General features: G+C 70.2%; 16 protein-coding genes. 3 read left to right on the forward strand and 13 right to left on the reverse strand.

The window, feature by feature from the left end; all coding sequences use genetic code 11:
* From ACWDBB_RS09180 to ACWDBB_RS09200, 5 genes are all read right to left on the reverse strand, one after another.
* On the reverse strand, nucleotides 1–812 hold an 812-nt coding region (locus tag ACWDBB_RS09180), incomplete at its 3' end, for a DUF2637 domain-containing protein (RefSeq protein WP_449788964.1).
* Nucleotides 813–844: 32 nt separating this feature from the next.
* Nucleotides 845–1,408: a WhiB family transcriptional regulator gene (locus ACWDBB_RS09185; protein WP_449788965.1), complete on the reverse strand. Its 564-nt coding sequence runs from the start codon at nucleotides 1,406–1,408 to the stop codon at nucleotides 845–847.
* A gap of 95 nt (nucleotides 1,409–1,503) precedes the next feature.
* Nucleotides 1,504–2,208: an ATP-binding protein gene (locus ACWDBB_RS09190; protein WP_449788966.1), complete on the reverse strand. Its 705-nt coding sequence runs from the start codon at nucleotides 2,206–2,208 to the stop codon at nucleotides 1,504–1,506.
* Complete coding sequence (locus tag ACWDBB_RS09195; protein ID WP_449788967.1) at nucleotides 2,208–3,200, reverse strand: hypothetical protein; 993 nt, start codon at nucleotides 3,198–3,200, stop codon at nucleotides 2,208–2,210. The genes ACWDBB_RS09190 and ACWDBB_RS09195 overlap by 1 nt, the downstream gene beginning before the upstream one ends.
* Entirely contained in the window at nucleotides 3,200–3,553 is a 354-nt protein-coding gene (locus ACWDBB_RS09200; RefSeq protein WP_449788968.1) for a hypothetical protein, read from the reverse strand. Before ACWDBB_RS09200 ends, ACWDBB_RS09195 begins: the two co-directional genes overlap by 1 nt.
* 843 nt (nucleotides 3,554–4,396) lie before the next feature.
* On the opposite strand from ACWDBB_RS09200, the gene ACWDBB_RS09205 reads away from it, so the two are divergent.
* Both ACWDBB_RS09205 and ACWDBB_RS09210 read left to right on the forward strand, forming a co-directional pair.
* Nucleotides 4,397–5,287 (forward strand): quinone oxidoreductase family protein, encoded by an 891-nt coding sequence (locus ACWDBB_RS09205; protein WP_449788969.1) that lies wholly within the window; start codon nucleotides 4,397–4,399, stop codon nucleotides 5,285–5,287.
* Nucleotides 5,288–5,391: 104 nt separating this feature from the next.
* Nucleotides 5,392–6,243, forward strand: coding sequence for an IclR family transcriptional regulator (locus ACWDBB_RS09210; RefSeq protein ID WP_449788970.1), 852 nt, complete (start codon nucleotides 5,392–5,394; stop codon nucleotides 6,241–6,243).
* Nucleotides 6,244–6,312: 69 nt separating this feature from the next.
* Here the strand turns inward: ACWDBB_RS09210 and ACWDBB_RS09215 are convergent, their stop codons facing one another.
* Nucleotides 6,313–7,290: a hypothetical protein gene (locus ACWDBB_RS09215; protein ID WP_449788971.1), complete on the reverse strand. Its 978-nt coding sequence runs from the start codon at nucleotides 7,288–7,290 to the stop codon at nucleotides 6,313–6,315.
* 397 nt (nucleotides 7,291–7,687) lie between these two features.
* Here ACWDBB_RS09215 and lysS point away from each other — a divergent pair, with 397 nt between their 5' ends.
* Complete coding sequence (gene lysS, locus ACWDBB_RS09220) at nucleotides 7,688–9,349, forward strand: lysine--tRNA ligase (RefSeq protein ID WP_449788972.1); 1,662 nt, start codon at nucleotides 7,688–7,690, stop codon at nucleotides 9,347–9,349.
* 95 nt (nucleotides 9,350–9,444) lie between these two features.
* Here the strand turns inward: lysS and ACWDBB_RS09225 are convergent, their stop codons facing one another.
* Genes ACWDBB_RS09225 through ACWDBB_RS09255 form a run of 7 tightly spaced genes read right to left on the reverse strand, consistent with a single transcriptional unit; the run spans nucleotide 9,445 to nucleotide 15,581 of the window.
* The gene (locus ACWDBB_RS09225) at nucleotides 9,445–9,984 is read right to left on the reverse strand and encodes an AAA family ATPase (RefSeq protein ID WP_449788973.1); all 540 of its coding nucleotides are present in this window, start codon (nucleotides 9,982–9,984) and stop codon (nucleotides 9,445–9,447) included.
* Nucleotides 9,985–10,004: 20 nt separating this feature from the next.
* Nucleotides 10,005–10,850: a class I SAM-dependent methyltransferase gene (locus tag ACWDBB_RS09230; protein ID WP_449788974.1), complete on the reverse strand. Its 846-nt coding sequence runs from the start codon at nucleotides 10,848–10,850 to the stop codon at nucleotides 10,005–10,007.
* A complete protein-coding gene (locus ACWDBB_RS09235; RefSeq protein WP_449788975.1) occupies nucleotides 10,847–12,613 on the reverse strand; it encodes an amino acid--tRNA ligase-related protein in 1,767 nt (588 codons plus the stop codon). Before ACWDBB_RS09235 ends, ACWDBB_RS09230 begins: the two co-directional genes overlap by 4 nt.
* Nucleotides 12,610–13,263, reverse strand: coding sequence for a hypothetical protein (locus tag ACWDBB_RS09240; RefSeq protein ID WP_449788976.1), 654 nt, complete (start codon nucleotides 13,261–13,263; stop codon nucleotides 12,610–12,612). The genes ACWDBB_RS09235 and ACWDBB_RS09240 overlap by 4 nt, the downstream gene beginning before the upstream one ends.
* On the reverse strand, nucleotides 13,256–13,795 hold the full coding sequence (gene dcd, locus ACWDBB_RS09245) for a dCTP deaminase (RefSeq protein WP_449788977.1): 540 nt from the start codon (nucleotides 13,793–13,795) through the stop codon (nucleotides 13,256–13,258). Before dcd ends, ACWDBB_RS09240 begins: the two co-directional genes overlap by 8 nt.
* Nucleotides 13,792–14,295 (reverse strand): dCTP deaminase, encoded by a 504-nt coding sequence (locus ACWDBB_RS09250; protein WP_449788978.1) that lies wholly within the window; start codon nucleotides 14,293–14,295, stop codon nucleotides 13,792–13,794. The genes dcd and ACWDBB_RS09250 overlap by 4 nt, the downstream gene beginning before the upstream one ends.
* Nucleotides 14,292–15,581, reverse strand: a complete 1,290-nt coding sequence (locus ACWDBB_RS09255; protein WP_449788979.1) for a cytochrome P450 — start codon at nucleotides 15,579–15,581, stop codon at nucleotides 14,292–14,294. The genes ACWDBB_RS09250 and ACWDBB_RS09255 overlap by 4 nt, the downstream gene beginning before the upstream one ends.
* Between the last annotated feature and the right edge of the window lie 175 nt (nucleotides 15,582–15,756).

Below are 15,756 nucleotides of genomic sequence, written 5' to 3' on the forward strand. Positions count from 1 at the left end.
CCGCCGGGCGGAGGAACCGGACCACCGTCGGACGGACCGCCGAGCGAAGAAGCCGGACCGCCGCCGACCGGACCGCCGCCCTCAGCCGGACCACCCGCGGACGGACCGATGACGGACGGACCGTCGGAGCTGTTCTCGCTCCGGCGCAGAATCCGTGCGGCAAATCGGTCTCGCCAACGTGAGCCGTGGCGGTGGGCGGCTAGCTTCTCGCCTGCGGTTCTGGTCCGGGCCTCCGGGTTGCCGGCCGTGAGTTCCGCTCTGCTTGTGCGGGTTACGGTGAGCGCAGGTGTCGCTTGGTCGACCGGTGTCGGTTTGTCGAGTGAGACCAACTGGTCGGGCATTGCGTCGCGGCTCAGCGCCACGGCGCCCGGGGTTGGGTCGGCGAGTTGATGGGCGTTGTCGTCTGAGCCGCCCTGGGTTGCCTCGTGGCGGGTGACGATGATGCCGAGGTGGACCGCGCCTGCGAGAGCGATTGGGGCAATTGTGCTGAGTGTTCCGACAGCGAGGTCTCCGAGGTGTAGCTCTCCGAGGTGGCTGGCCGTCTGTTCGTTCAAGCGGACCGCGTGCAGGGCGTTGGCCCAGACACTGGTTCCGGTAGCGCCGGCGAAGAGGGACCAGGCGTAGGCGCGGGCGGTCCAGGGTGCCTCACGGAGAAGGACGAGGGCTCGGACTCCGTAGGCGATGAACCCGTCAACGACGACCGGCCACGCGTAGCTGAGGTGGCCTCGAACGTGGATCGCCTGGGCCATCTGCTGGAGAGCGTCGTAGGAGAGTCCGAAGCCAGTCGCGCCGAGCAGACCGATCGCGGCCATGTCCCATTGGGAGACCTTGGGGCGGCGGGGGATCACGCGGCCACCGCCAGGGTGGTCGCGGTAGCCCGGCGCAGTTCCGCGGCGAGAGTGATCTCCTCGCGCCGCATGGACGCCGGGATGACGTCTAGCTGGGTCGTCGCCTTGCGACGGCGCTTCGTGGCCGCCTTGTATCCGATGCCCAGGGCAGCGGCCCAGACGTCGATCGGGAAGTCGGCGTCGAGGGCGACGCGGACCACGGACCCCTTCTCCGCTTCGGTCAGCCGAGGCCGGTGGGTGCCAGCAAGGACGGCGCGAACGCGGTCGAGTTCAACGCGGCGACCTTCACGGAACGCGACGATCTCGCGCAACTGCTCCTCGGTGCGGCCTCCGCGGATGCCGTCCCGGACACCGCACTCGATGGCGTCGTTCAGGCATGCACGACGAACCGGGCACTGCCGGCACAGCGCAAGGGCCTGGCGGTGGGCGGCCGCCCGAGGCTGAGCAAAGAAGATGTCGGGGTTCTTGATCCCGACGCAGGCAGCCTTGAGGCGCCAGCGCGGGGAGCCGCGGTCCAGCTGCAGGTGTGCGGCGTCGAGTTCGTTGACGGCGGTGTTCATTCGGGGGTGTCTCCGGTCGCGCCTCGGTGGGCGGGCGCGCGGGCAAGGCGTCTCCCGGGGGCGGCTCGGCCGGCCCCGCGCGGGATCGCGGAAGGTTAGAAGGAGGGGGCGCTGCGCCGGTCGGGGCCGGCGAGGACGGCCTTGTGGCACATCTGGCGCAGGCGGCTGGCGGTGCGGTCACCGAGGAGACCGGACAGTTCGGCCGGTGTGATGTTGCTGGTGAGGATGGTCGGCAGCTGCTGCTCGTAGCGGTGGTTGACCAACCGGTAGGTGGTTTCCTCGGTGAACTCGCTCGCGCGGCCGGCGCCGAGGTCGTCGACCAGCAGGAGCGGTGTGCGCTCCAGCTCCCGCATCTCCCGTTCCGGGTCGGCCCCGGGTCGCGGTCGCATCATGGCGTGCAGGGTCACGGAGGTGATCGCCTGCCAGCGCAGCCTGACGCCGGCGCCCAGCAATGCGCGGACTGCGCCGTAGGCCTGGTGCGTTTTCCCGGTGCCAGTCTCGCCGAGCAGGAGCAGGGAGTGAGCGCGAGCGATGCCGAGCTGTCCCTCCGGGCCTCGGCGGGCGGCCTGCTTGACGTGCTCGACCCAGGCGAGGACCTGCGGGTCGTCGGCGATCGCGTTCTGGTACAGCGGCGGGATGCGGCTGGCCGCCAGCTCGAGTGCGTCCCGGTTCGGCTGCGGCACCGAGGCCTGTTCGGGAACGCCGATCACCTCGGGGTCGACGCCCAGGCGAGCGAACCGCTCGACGAGGCCCTGCAGGGCGTTGCCGGCACGGCGCGGCTCTCGGTCGCGGCCGGCCACTACAGGTCCCCGGCGTAGGCGGCGGCCCCGGCGACCGGGTTGGTCCACGCCTGGTAGGGAGCGCCCGCACGTGCTCCACGGGAGGTCAGTGCCTCCTGCACGAACGACTCCAGAGCGCTGGGGCCCTTCGGGTTCTGCGAGAGCAGCCGCAGACCGGACCGCACCTGCTCGGGGCTGTATCCGGCAGCGAGCAGTTGCTTGATCTCCCGGCCGAGGTGCCCGCGGAACCGCTCGGTGGGCTGCTGCGGGCAGGCCCGCACGTACTCGGCGACGAGGGCGCTGGCCCCGGTGGCGTGCGGGTGCATCGCGGCGACCTGCTCGGCCGAGGGTTCCTCCGACGAGATGGACTGGGCGGGCGCGGCGCAGCCGCCCCCCGGAGGGGTAGATCCAGGATCCGTGATCCTGGATCCGGTCTTGGAAGGTGTCGTGGAGGGTGTCGTGGAGTTCCCCGAGCACGGGCCCTGGTGATCGAGGTCGCTGGTGTCGGCCGCTCCCCCGCGGGCGGTGTTCGCGGTCGGGGCGACAGCCGCGGGTTGCGGCTCCGGGTGAGTCTCCGTGGTCTTCTTGCGGATCCGCTTGGCGGGGACCGGCTTGTCGACGTCGACTTCCTGGGTCTGGTGCAGAGGGCAGGGGGCCAGGCGGGACTGCGAGGGCTTGTCTATGCGCTGGTGCTTGTTGAAGTTCGTGACGTGGAGCAGTTCCTCGCCCTCGTCGGCCGGGTTGACGTACCGGCACACCACCCCGGCCTCGGTGAGCTGCCGCAGGTCGTCCTCGACGCGCTCGGCGGTGTGGACCCCGCCGTCCCAGCTCTTCTTGCGCTTCCAGACCAGCCCGCGGACGATTCCGGCATCGTCGATGTGCCGACCCTTGTCGTCAACGTAGTTGAGCAAGTAGAAGAAGGTCCGCTCGGCCGTCAACGAGACCTCGGCCAGCTTGGCGTCCCTGGACATCTCGGGCTTGTGGGTGCGGATGCGCCCGTCGTGGGTGGCCATCACGCCGCCTTCGCGATGTCGCCGGCCTGGGCTACGCGTCCGCTGGCGATCTCGAGGTCGTGCTGGTGGCGCCAGTCGAGTGCGGGCAGGTCGCAAGCCACCCAGCGGGCCAGAGCCTCGTCGAGTGCGGCGGGGAGGGTGATTTCCGCGCCGTCCGGACCGTAGGCCCGGGCCAGCCACAGGCTGTCCGGCTCGGACACGGTGATCCGCACGATCTCGGCGGCCGGGGCCGCGCCGCGAAGACTGTCCGTGATGATGCGGATGGTGCGCTCAGAGACGCTGGCGGCAGCGCCTGGGCTCTGCAGTACGGACAGGCGTCCTGCCGCTCCATCTGTACGCCGAAGCGTAGGCATGGTTCACTACTCCTAGTGTGGTAGCAAGTCGGCCAGGCTCGTCGAAAAGGCAGGCCACCTGCTGGGTTGTGTTGCACGACACACACGGTGTTACGACCGGCGCTTGGAGTTCCCGCTCCAGGCGCCGTCGTGTTTTCGCCCCGATGAGTACAACCGGGGCGCGGGCGAGGGCCGACTCCGGCCGCTGCCCTGCGTCACCGCCAGCTGCTGTCGAGCACCGTCTGGCCCTTCCCGGGGCCAGACGATGTCACCGTTCGTGAAGGGCACACGCAGCCGATTTCTTCACCGACTGTGATGGCTACGGTCGCCCGACCGTCCAGGCACTGCGCGATCCGCGCTGGGACCGGCCAGAGCTCCCGGTTCGCCATCGAAATGTGACCCTCCATCAAATGGGCTGCGCAGGTCTGCGCCGCAAGAAAGACAATATGTAGTCGCCCGGATACTGGTCAACGAATTCGAACGATCTACGCGCATAGCAGGGGCCATTTTTCAGAGACTGGAAAACGATCATGAATACGCGGGCGATTCACCCTCGGCAACGGGTCGCGGTGATCAAAACAATGACCGCCACCTGCATCGTTCACGGTGAGCAACCTTCCGATGGCAGCTACCCAGAGTGACGTGACAGAGAACACTCAGTAAACGATCTTGGGGTTTCTCCACCCGAGACACCTATATGCGCGATCGAAGTCGCTGTTTTCGCGGCGGGTATATTCCTTGTCCGAAGCGCCCCCCGACGAGGCGCTTCCCCAAGAAACTGCCAAGCAATATCCGGGGTTGAACCAAATGCGCGCGATTGCTGTGAGAGAGTTCGGCGGACCCGAGGTCCTGGAACTGTGCGAGATGCCCGAGCCCGAGATCAAGCCGGGCCGAATTCGCCTGCGCACCCGCCTGGCCGGCGTGAACTACGCGGACATCCACCTGCGGGAGGGTACGTACCCGGCCCCGATGCCAGCCCCCTTCATCCCTGGCAACGAGGTCCTCGGCGAGGCCGAGGACGGACGCCGCTACGTGTCCCTCGGCCGCGGCGGCGGCTACGCGGAGATCAACGCCGCCCACCGCAAGCTGACCTTCGAGGTCCCGGACGGCGTCGACGACCACGCTGCGGTGGCGCTCATGCTCCAGGGCAACACGGCCTGGCACCTCCTGCACACCGATCTGCGGCTCACCGCCGAGGACACCCTGCTGGTTCCTGCCGCCGCCGGTGGTGTCGGCTCCCTCGCTGTCCAGCTCGCCAAGCGCGTCGGGGCGAAGGTGGTGGCCATGGCCAGCACCGAGGCCAAGCGGCAGACCGCCATCGACCTGGGCGCCGATGCCGTCGTCGACTCCTCCGTCGTCGAGGGTCTCGCCGAGCGCATCCTGGAGGCCGCAGGCGGTCACGTCACGGCGGCCATGGAGATGACCGGCGGCCAGGTACTGCACGAGACCCTGGGCGCCCTCACCCCCCGGGGCCGTATGTCCGTCTTCGGCGCGGTCACCGGCGTCGACGGGCTCGTCCCGATCACCCAGCTCGTCGCCGGCTCCAAGAGCATCACCGGCTTCTGGCTGCCCAGCCTCTACCCGTCGCGCACCCACATCAACGAGTCGATGACCGCGCTGTTCACGGCTGTGCAGGACGGCTGGCTCAAGCCGCTCACCGGCCCCGTCTACAAGCTCGGCCAGGCCCGCCAGGCCCATCACGACCTCGCCGCCCGCCTCACCGCTGGCAAGGTCGTCCTCGACGTACGCAACTGACCCTGCGGTCTCCACCTCCCCGCCGGCCCGCACAGGGGCGGGCCCGCGACATCCGCAGTCGCGCCGCAAGAAGGCGCGACGATCCCTCTGGGGGGAACTGCCAAATGAAGAGCAGCGCCATGCGCGAGGACGCCGTTCCCGCGCAGCGCCAAAGCAGCGAGCCGCCAGCCAAATCCGCCTCGCTCGCCGCCCGCGCCTACGCCGTCCAGCAAGCGTTCACCCGGCTCCCCGGTGACGTCCACGCCCTGCGGGACATCGCCCGCACGGCCGGACTGCCCGACGCCACCGCCCACCGCATCCTGCAGACCGGCGTCGAGACCGGGGTCTTCGAGCAAGTGGGCCGGGGCACTTACCGGCTCGGCACCGGCACCGCTCGAGCCGGCGTCCAGGCGATGACCCGGACTCCAGGTGCCGCGTGCACCCACACCTATCTCGTCCGCCTTCACCAGGCCACCGGCGGCCTCGCACTCCTCTACGTGCTCAGCGCCTTCGGCGGCGCGAAAAGGCTGTGCACCGACTACGAGATCGGCGGCCTGGACCCGGCCAAGGTCGGCATGACGGCGGAGGACGTCGTCTCGGTCTCCCGGTCCCTACGAACCGGAGCCTCCGGCCGGGCCATCCTGGCGTACTTGCGCCAGGACGTCCGGGACCAGGTCCTCGCCGAGGAAGTGCCACCAACCGCCGGGCCCGGCGTCATCCGCGACAACGACCAGCTGGCCGACTCCCTCCTCGCCATCCGTGAACGCGGCTACGCCATCGGTCGCCAGGAGTGCATGGCCGGTTGGGACTCCGTCGCCGCCCCGGTCTTCTGGCGCGAAGAGGTCATGGGTTCCGTCCTGCTGCTCAAGCCGAGCAGCACGATGCCGGCCGACCTGCGCCCGCTCATCCACCACACCGTGCGGACTGCCCGGGACATCAGCGATCTGACCGCCACCCCGCTCGGCGCCCGGCTGTAGCCCACCAGCGACACCGGCCGCGGCCGTCCCGCAACACCCTGCGGGACGGCCATCCGGCGTCTCCTGGCCTCACGAGCGCGCTGCAGCAAGCGACTTCGACCCTCGCATCGCCGCCCGAGCCCTCGCCGCCCCTGCTGCGGCGTACGGCTCCCCGCTGCCGATCGTGGACGTCGGGCCGGGAATCCCCGAGCACGGCCCGCACAAGCCGGGCCTGCGCAACGGAGCCCGGCACACGTCACACTCGTGTTCCTGGCGTGCGGGCGCGCTTCGGCGCTGCGACGGCGGCAGCTTGCGCAGCAGCCGGTCCCGAATCACCCCCGCCGGCGAGTGGATCGTCTCCGGCAGGCCGGGCAGCAGCGCGGCGGCCAGCTCCGCCGGGCCACAACCCACCGCCAACCAGCGCGCCACCAGCGGTGCCAGCTCGATAACCTCCGCCTCACCCAGCCGCAGGCGCGGTTGGTCCCTGAGCGTCCGGTACAGCGTCTGCGCCGCAGCCCGCAGGGGGCCGTCGTCCAGGTCTGCGAGCGAGGCGACCGCCCACCCGCCCTCAGGCTTCCGCCGCCGGGTGGTCGCCGCCGGAGGGCGGTGTACGTCGTCACCGCGAGTGGGGAGGAAGGGTTCTTGGATCAGGTTCTTTACAACAGGGACGCCAGCACCACCGGAGTTCGCCGCACCGGACGCCGGACGGGGCACACCCGGTTCCACCTGCAGATTTTCCGCCTCCAGCAGCTCCTTCGCCTCCTCCAGCCCAGGTATCTGTGGGGTGTCGTAGACGTGTGCCTCCGAGCGGATCGTGCCGTCGGGCATCCGAACCTTATCCACCCGGTAGTACCCCGCCGCGGTCAGCTCCTGCAGGGCCTTGCGCACCGCAGCGCGGCTTTGCGTGCTGGAGTCGGCAATCTGTCGCGCGTCTTCGCGCCACCGGACCGGCCGCGACAGGAGGTCGACAAGGAGGCCGCGGGCAGTGAATGACAGCCGCCGGTCCTGGAGGGCTGCGTTGGGCAGCACGGTGAAGCTGCGCGCGTGGGCGCTACGATGTACGAGCATCGGGAGTGACCGCTCCTTATGCCAGAGCCCTCGGCACATGGTGTTCGCTGCACCCGCCGAGGGTTTTCTGTGTTCGGTTGGATCACGGAACGTAGCACAGGACGCCGCCGATGCTGACGGGCGACCGCGAGCGACGTCGATCACAGAGATCGGTCACAGTCATGGACCGATCAGCTGCTCCCGCCCGATGAGTGGAGTGTGGCGGCACCCCTGAGTCCGACGCCTTGTGCGGACATGGGTTGGGGGCGGAGACGGTGCTGGGCGGAGGCCACTGGCGCGACGGCCTAGCGGTTCGAGGAGTCGATGCTGATGACGCACCGACCGATATGGCTTGGATCTTGCTCAACCCGCTCTAGGCTATGCGTACCTGAATATCCATCAGCCGGAGGAACGTGCCGTGGCAGTGAAGCAAGGTGATTGGGTGGTCGCAACTGCGGACCAGGTGATCGCCGAGGGGAAACGCCGTGGCGGGGCTCCGCTGGTGTGCGCGTCCGGGATCAGCCCGTCCGGCCCCGTGCATCTCGGGAACCTGCGCGAGATCATGGTGCCGCACTTCGTCGCGGACGAGATCCGCCGCCGGGGCCTGGAGTGTCGGCATCTGCTGTCGTGGGACGACTACGACCGGCTGCGCAAGGTGCCGGCTGGTGTCCCGGCTAGCTTCGCCGAGCACATCGGCCGGCCTCTGACGGCGGTACCCGATCCCTGTGGCGAGCACGAGAACTGGGCGGAGCACTTCAAGGCCCCGTTGCGCGCGGCGCTGGCGCAGCTGGGCGTTGAGGTTGAGGAGATCAGCCAGACGCAGATGTACACCTCGGGGGCCTATCGCGAGCAGATCGTGCACGCGATGCGGAACCGAGCGCAGATTGACGGGGTCCTCGGCCGGTACCGGACGAAGAAGGCCGAGTCCGATGCCGAGGTGGAGCAGGACGACGAGGACTTGGCCGCCGCCAGCGCCGGAGGGTATTTCCCGTACCGGCCGTACTGCGAGGTCTGCGGGCGGGACTCCACCACGGTCGTCGCGTTCGATGGCGCCAGCACGCAGATGCGGTACCGGTGCGAGTGCGGCCATGCGGGTGGCTTCGCGCTGTCTGAGACGGACGGCGGGAAGCTGGTCTGGAAGGTCGACTGGCCGATGCGTTGGGCCTTCGAGGGCGTGACCTTCGAAGCCGGTGGTGTGGACCACTCGTCACCGGGCTCGTCCTTCACCGTCGGGTCGCAGCTGGTGCGCGAGGTATTCGACGGGCTGCCGCCTTCGTACCTCGGGTACAGCTTCGTCGGGATCAGTGGCATGGCCAAGATGAGTAGTTCGGCCGGCGGTGTGCCGACCCCGATCGACATCTTGGAGGTGCTGGAGCCTGCGGTGGTGCGATGGTTGTACAACCGTCGCCAGCCGCGGCAATCGTTCCAGATCGCGCTGGATGCCGAGATCTTGCGGCTCTACGACGAGTGGGACGCACTCGGGCGCAAGGTGGATGCGGGGACCGCGACAGAGCTGGATGTGGCGGTGCGGACCCGCTCGGTCGGACCGGCCTCCGGGCCATTGCCGGCCACGCCCAGGCCTCTGCCGTTCCGCACGCTGGCGTCGGTGGCAGACGTGGCGGCCGGTGACCCACACCAGACGCTGCGCATCCTTCGGGACTTCACCGTCGAGGAGCCGCTCGCGAGCTTGGACGAGGCTCAGCCCCGGTTGGACCGCGCACAGGCGTGGGTGACCACCTATGTCCCGGCTGAAGACCGAACCCAGGTACGCACCGAGCCCGACCGCGCCCGGCTGGAACAACTGGCACCTGCACAGCGAGAGGCGCTGAAGCTGTTGCTGGACGGCTTGGACGAGCGCTGGTCGCTCGACGGGTTGACGTCGCTGGTGTACGGGGTGCCGAAGATCCAGGCGGGGCTGCCGTTGGATGCTCCGGCGTCGCCGGAGCTGAAGGTGGCCCAGCGGGAGCTGTTCGTGTTGTTGTACGAGCTGCTGGTGGGTCGGGATACCGGCCCGCGGCTTCCTACCTTGTTGCTGGCGCTCGGTGCGGACCGGATTCGGTCGCTGCTGACCGTCGCGTAGCTGGGGCGGCCGGGGCGATGGCCACCGGCCTTCTCGGAGAAGCGGTCGAGGGCCGGGTCGGAGCAGCGCGCTCCGACCCGGCCCTCGGTGTTGGGTCAGGCTGCCGGTTGGAGTCCGGTGCGGGTGAGGATCTCGTCGGCGATCTCGGCGGCCGAGCGGTGTTCGGTGTCGAGGTGGACGGCGTATTCCGGTCGGCTCAGGGCGGCGAGGCAGCGTTCGACCTGGTTGCCCTCCCAGCTGAGCGGTCCCCACTTGTCCGGGCCTTCGCCGCGTTCGCGCAGGCGGTCGCGGATGGTGGCGGCCGGGGCTAGCAGGGTGAAGTGCCGGACGTCGTGGCCGGCTTCGCGAAGGGGGTGGACGATGTGCTCGAAGACGGCGTGGCGGGCGATGGTCATCGGGACGATGATCGGGCGGTCGTAGGCGTGGGCGGCCTGGTCGAGCATGCAGCGGGTGAGCGGCGGCCAGACGGGCTCCAGCTCGAACTCCTCGGTGCGCAGCGCTGCGGGGAGTTGTGCCCAGAGCATGTGGCCGATGTCCTCCGGGTTGATGACCAGGGCCTGGGGTAGGCGTTCTGCGAGCAGGCCGGTGGTGGTGCTCTTGCCGACGCCGAACGGGCCGTTGACGAAGACGATCACGGGCCGTGGGGCCTTTCTGCTCAGAAGAGTTCGACGTAGCGGTTCGGGTAGGTGTGGGCGTCGTAGCGCAGGACGAGCACGGTGTAGCGCTGGTGGGCGCGCAGGATGTTGGTGGCGTGCTTGATCTCGCGCAGGCGGTCGGTCATGGCGGTGCGGACGGCGGGGTCGGTGTTGCCGCTCTGGGCGACGGCGCGGTCGACGGTCGAGCGGCAGTAGTGCTCGATGGCCTCGTCGGGCTCGGGGGTGAGGGTGTGGTCGGCCTGGTGGAGGACGTCGAGGCCGGTGAAGAGGGCGAGGGCCTGGTCGCGGGTCTCCATGGGGCTGGTGATGCCGAAGATCTCGCGGCGAACGGCGGCGGCGTGCTCGGGTAGGGGTTCGGGGGCCCAGAACGGCGCGGCGAGGACGTATCCGCCGTCGTCGAGGAAGCCGAGGAGCCGCTTAGCCGCGGTGGGCGGGTCGGGGAAGAACCCGAGGGCGGCGCCGACGGCGATGTGGCTGAAGGTGTGCTCGGGTTGGTAGGTGGTGCCGTCGGCCTGGTGGTAGGTGAGGCGCAGGGCGGGGTCGAGGAGGCCGTGGTTGTAGCGGGCGAGGGCGACCGCGTCGGCGCTGAGGTCGAAGCCGGTGGCGGTGCAGCCGGTGAGGCGGGCGAGTTCGCGCGAGGTGAAGCCGGTGGTGCAGGCGACGTCGAGCAGGTGGTGCTGCGGTCCGAGGCGGGAGTGCAGGGCCCAGGTGTTGAGCGTGGCATGGGCGCCGGGCATCACGTTGGTCTGGTTGGTCATGGCGACGAAGTCGGGGTAGCTGGCGGCCCGGACGGCGTCGGCGGACCTGGGCACCGTGGGCAGGGGCCAGGTGAGCGTGGTGGTCATGGAGTCCTCTCTGCGGTGGGCGACGTGGAGGTTGGGCGTTGGGCTGGTACGTGGGCGGGGTGGAGGCCGGCGAGGCGGGTGACGCTCATGCCGAAGCCGACGCATGGGGGCAGTCCGCTGTCGTAAAGGTCGATGACCTGCTGGTAGGTGCGGTGGGCGAGATGCCGGTCGGCCGCGAACTGGGCGCTGAAGGCGGCTGCCAGGAGGGCGGGGTCGCGTTCGTTGGCGGCGATCTCGGCGAGTTCGAGGCCGTCGGAGTAGAGCCAGACGCGCCGGGCCTGGCGGCCAGTACCGGCGATCAGGGGTGAGGCAGGGCCGGGGATGTCGGTGATCGCGGTCAGGCCGCGTAGGTGCTGGCGGACGCTGTGCCGCCACAGCCGTCGGGCCAGACGGTCGGGGTCGTCGGTACGCTCGGCGGTGTAGGGGGTGCGTTCGGCGGCGAGGGCATGGACGGCGGCGGTGTCGGCGGGGTCGATGCCGGTGATCTCGTGAAACGCGCCGTCGAACGTCCGACGGGTCAGCGGGGCGGTGAGGCCGGTGACGGCGGTCACGAGGTCGGCGAGGTATGCGGTGGCCTGGTCGAGGGTGAGGTCGGCGGCGTACGCCTCCAGCATCACGAACTCGACGGTGGGGCGTGCCCGTTGGCCCTCGTTGCGGAAGCTCGGGCCGATCTCGTAGCAGCGGGTGGTGCCGGCCGCAATGACGGCGAGGAGGTCGAGTTCGCTGGTGACGCGCAGGTACTGGCGGCGTTCGGCGGCATGCGCCCAGGTGGTGAACGGTCGTGCCGATCCACCGACGTAGCTGTCGGTGAGGACGGGGCTGATGGTCTCGCGGAAGCCTCCTGCGGCGAGGTGAGCGCGCAGCGGGCCGAGGACCGGGGTGAGGTGCGTGGCGGGCGGTAACGGCGGTGGTGCTCCGGGTTCGTGGCGTTCCAGGTGGCGGACGAAGAGGGTGGGGCGGCCGGTGCGGCTGGTGGAGCAGGTTCCTCGGACGGCGACGAGGTCTCCGGTGTACAGGCCGGCGGCGATGGCGGGGTCGAAGGCGAGCTGGGCGGTGTGGCGGTCCCAGGCGAGGTCGACGAAGGCGACGTGGCTGTGGGTACGGACTGCGGTGATGCGGCCGGACAGGGTGACGACCTGGTCGAGAGCCGGCCAGGCAGCCCAGTCCGCGAGCGGCAGCGGGGCGGGTCTGCGGTCGCCGGTGCGGGCGCGGCTTCGAGGAGTGGGGGCGAGCGGATCGCTGGGGGCGGTGAGGGTCAGCAGGAGGGTTACCGGGTCGTCGGTGCGGGGGTCGAGGAGCCATGCGGTGCGGCGGAGCAGGTCTCGGTGGAGAAGGCTGCCGGTGTCGGGCAGCAGGCGCAGGAGGTGGAGGACGGCGGCGGCGCGCAGCGCGATGAGGCGGCACGGGATGGTGGCGGTGAGGGTGCGAGTGGTGGCGGCCAGCCGGGTGGGGTCGGCGGTGCCATGGGGCCAGGGCGGTCGGCCGGGTTCGGCGGCGGTGGCGAGGGCGTGGTGGAGGATGTCGAGTTCGCGCGGGCCCCGGGTGGACGGGTCGGCGTGGAGGCTGACGGCGGGGTGCGGGCCGTGGCCGAGGAGGCGGGCGATGCCGGCCAGGAGTTCGTCGGCGCCGTCGGTGAGGTGGGTGGTGAACAGGACGGCAGCGGCGCTGAGCAGGTCGGTGGGCGCGTCCCAGGTGGTGGGCGGGGTGGAGGCGTGGGTGGCGGTGATGGCGTCGGTCAGGGTGCTGAGGCTGGTGGTGGTCATGTCGTCTCCGGGTTGGTCGGGCCTGGGTGCCACCAGGTGACGGGCGGGTCGCCGGGGTTGAGCCCGGCGACGAACTTGGCTGCCTCGCAGGTTTGTTGGGCAAGGTCGGAGTCGTAGGGGGTGCCCGCCGCCTGGTGGGCGTCGCGAATGCGCTGCCGGATGGCGGGCGCAATGACGGTGCCCTTGGGGGTGGCGTGCCGGTCGAAAGTATGAACAGGCTGGAGAAGGAGGAAGGTGGAGGCCGATCCGCGCGTGGAGCGCGGGGAGGTGTCGGGGTAGCAGGGGGCGAAGACGACCAGGAACCATCGGACGCCCGCGATGCGCAACCACCACCCGTCGGCGCCCGCGTGTGCGAGTTCGGTGGCAGGGTCGGCGCCGGTCGCGGCCAGGAGGCCGGTGACGGTCTCCCGGACCGAAGCGGTGAGGGCATCGAGGGTGGCGCCGTGGCGGGGGTCGGCGAGCTGGAGGACCAGGCCGTCGAGTTCCTCGCGCTCGACGCGCCGGGCAAAGTCGGCGACGGCGGGCCCGGCCGCTCGCCCGGCCTCGTACGGGTCTGCTCCCCCGTAGGCGGGTGCCGTCTCGATACGGGCCCTGGCGGCGAACAGGCAGGCGGATCCGCGCTGGATGCGGGCGAAGCCGTCGTCAGCCACGGGCGGCCTCCGCCCAGGCGTCGAGGTGGCTGCGCGAGGCCAGCGGGCCGTCCGCCCCCTGGTACTTGCCGGTGTAGAGCTGGTTGATCTCGCCGTAGGTCGTCCACCAGCTGACCTGCGCCACCAGCGTGCCGGGCCGCAGGACGATGGGGAGGGTGGCGTACAGCTGCAGGGTGGATCGGCCGTAGAAGCCGAGGTCGATGAGGTCTGCGGTGCAGTGGACGAAGCAGCCCAGGCGGGCGAACCCGGACCTGGCGTGCACGATGGGGACGAGCTCGTCGCTGCCGAACCGTTCGACGGTGTGGCTCAGGACGAAGTCTCCGGGTTCGAGGAGGTAGCCGGTCGGTGGGATCTCGCGGTACTCGACCTCGGGCTCGCGTGTCGGGTCGAGGACTTCGTCCAGATAGACGCCCACGAGGTTTCCCAGGGCCAGGTCGTAGCTGTTGGTGGTGCACCGGGCCTGGTCGAACGGGTCGATCTTGATGCGGCCCTGTTCGACTTCCCGGGCGATCTGGTGTCCGGTGAGGATCACGGGCGCGCTCCGATCAGCGTCTGGGACTCGCAGGCGTGGTTGAAGTGGGCGTAGGTCGCCGCGGTGGGAGCGATGAGCCCGGTGTTGTGCCAGAAGCTGACCTGGCCGGCAGCCATGCCGGGATAGATCCGGATTGGCAGGGCTGCGACGATCTCCAGCGTCCACCGGTGGCAGGAGGCGGTGTGTCCGAGGTCGGCAGAGAGCTGGAGGAAGAGCCCGCGGCGGCCGTTGCTGCTGCATCCGATCAGCCGCATCGCGAAGAGGTCGCTGCCGATCGTCTCCTCGGTGTGCCCGAGGTACATCCGGTGAGGCTCCAGTACGTAGCCCTCATCCGGCAGCTCCATCTTCAGCCACGTACCGGTGTGGTCGTCGAAGACCTTCAGCTCGCGGCCCAGGTGGTAGTTGATGGAGTTGGGGTTGACGCCAGCCGGGTCGTAGGGGGAGAAGACGATGTCGCCCTGGTCGATGAACCGCCGGATGGCCTCGCCGGTGAGGATCACCGTTTCGCCTCCCGCTCGACGCGCACCGGCAGGAAGGTCGCGGAGCGGATCACCTGCGAGGGCTTCCAGGACACCCCGTCCTCCACGTGGAGCCGGCAGCCGCGCCGCAGGACCGAGCGCATCACGGCGGCGGCCTCCATGCGGGCCAGCGCGGCACCGAAGCAGGCGTGCGGACCGTGGCCGAAGCCGACGTGCGGGTTCGGCTGCCGATTGGGGCGGAACTCCAGCGGTTGCTCGAACACCTCCGGGTCGCGATTCGCGGACGCCTGCAGCAGCACCAGCCGTCGGCCCGCCGGCACCGGGACACCGAAGACCTCGCAGTCCTCGGACGCCGTCCGGGCGGTGATGAGCGCCGGCCCGTCCAAGCGCAAGACCTCCTCGACGAACCCGGCGACGGACTGCTCCGATCCGGCCGCCGCCTCCGCCAATCCCGGGTGACCGGCCATCGCGGCGAGCAGCGCGCCGATCAACCCGGTGGTCGTCTCGTGGCCACCGACCAGCAGGGCGATCAGGTTGGCCACCGCCTCCTCCAGCGAAAGGCGCTCCCCTTGCTCCTCCACCTCGACCAGGGCCGAGACGATGTCGTCGGCCGCTCGGGCGCGACGGTGCTCGATGAGGCCGGTGAAGTAGTCCCACAGACCCGCCCAGGCGGCGGCGAGCTGCTTCTCCTGGTCGTCCGTGAGGGCGGGTTCGGTGAGGAGGATGACATCGTCGGACCAGGCCTTGACGAGGTCCCGGTCGCTGTCCGGGATGCCCAGCAGTGCGCAGATCGTATGGACCGGCAGGGGTTGCGCGATACTGCACACCGCGTCCCCGCCGCCGGCATCCACGAACCGGGCCACGAGCGCGTCCGCCGCCGCCGCGATCTGCGGCTTCAGGGCAGCGATCCGGCGCGGCGAGAATGCCTTCGCCAGCAGGCCCCGCAACCGCGGGTGCTGCGGCGCGTCCGCGTAGAGCACCCACGATGCGACCGGTTCGAGCACCGGGCGGAGCACGGGGCTGATCTCGTCCAGCATGCCGGCCGCGGTCGGCGCGCACACGAAGCCCGAGTGCCGGAGCAGGTAGCGCACCTCCTGGTGACGCGTGAAGACAAGCCGACCGCTGCCCAGGTCCGGGCAGTCGATGGCCCGAGGCCCTTCGGCCAGGGCTGCGAGCGCGGCTCCGCGCTCTGCTCCCAAGGAGAGCGCCGTTAAGACAGTGGCTTGGTCCATGTTGCTGCCTCCCATCGGCCCGAACGTCACAAAGAGAGCCGTCCCAGGCCGTCGCAAAACCGACAGGCGCAGCACCAGGCATGGACTCACAGGCGGCAATCGGGCTGTGGCGTAACGAAGGTCAACGTGTCGGAGGATGGCGCCTGCCGGTCGCAGGGTGGCGCGCGGTCCCGATCCCGACCGTGAACCGATGATGACGCTACGTCAGGCAATCGGCAAGAGGGTCGAAAAGGAAACTCTGTCCTTTTCG

It is taken from the genome of Kitasatospora sp. NPDC001095 (assembly GCF_053598615.1).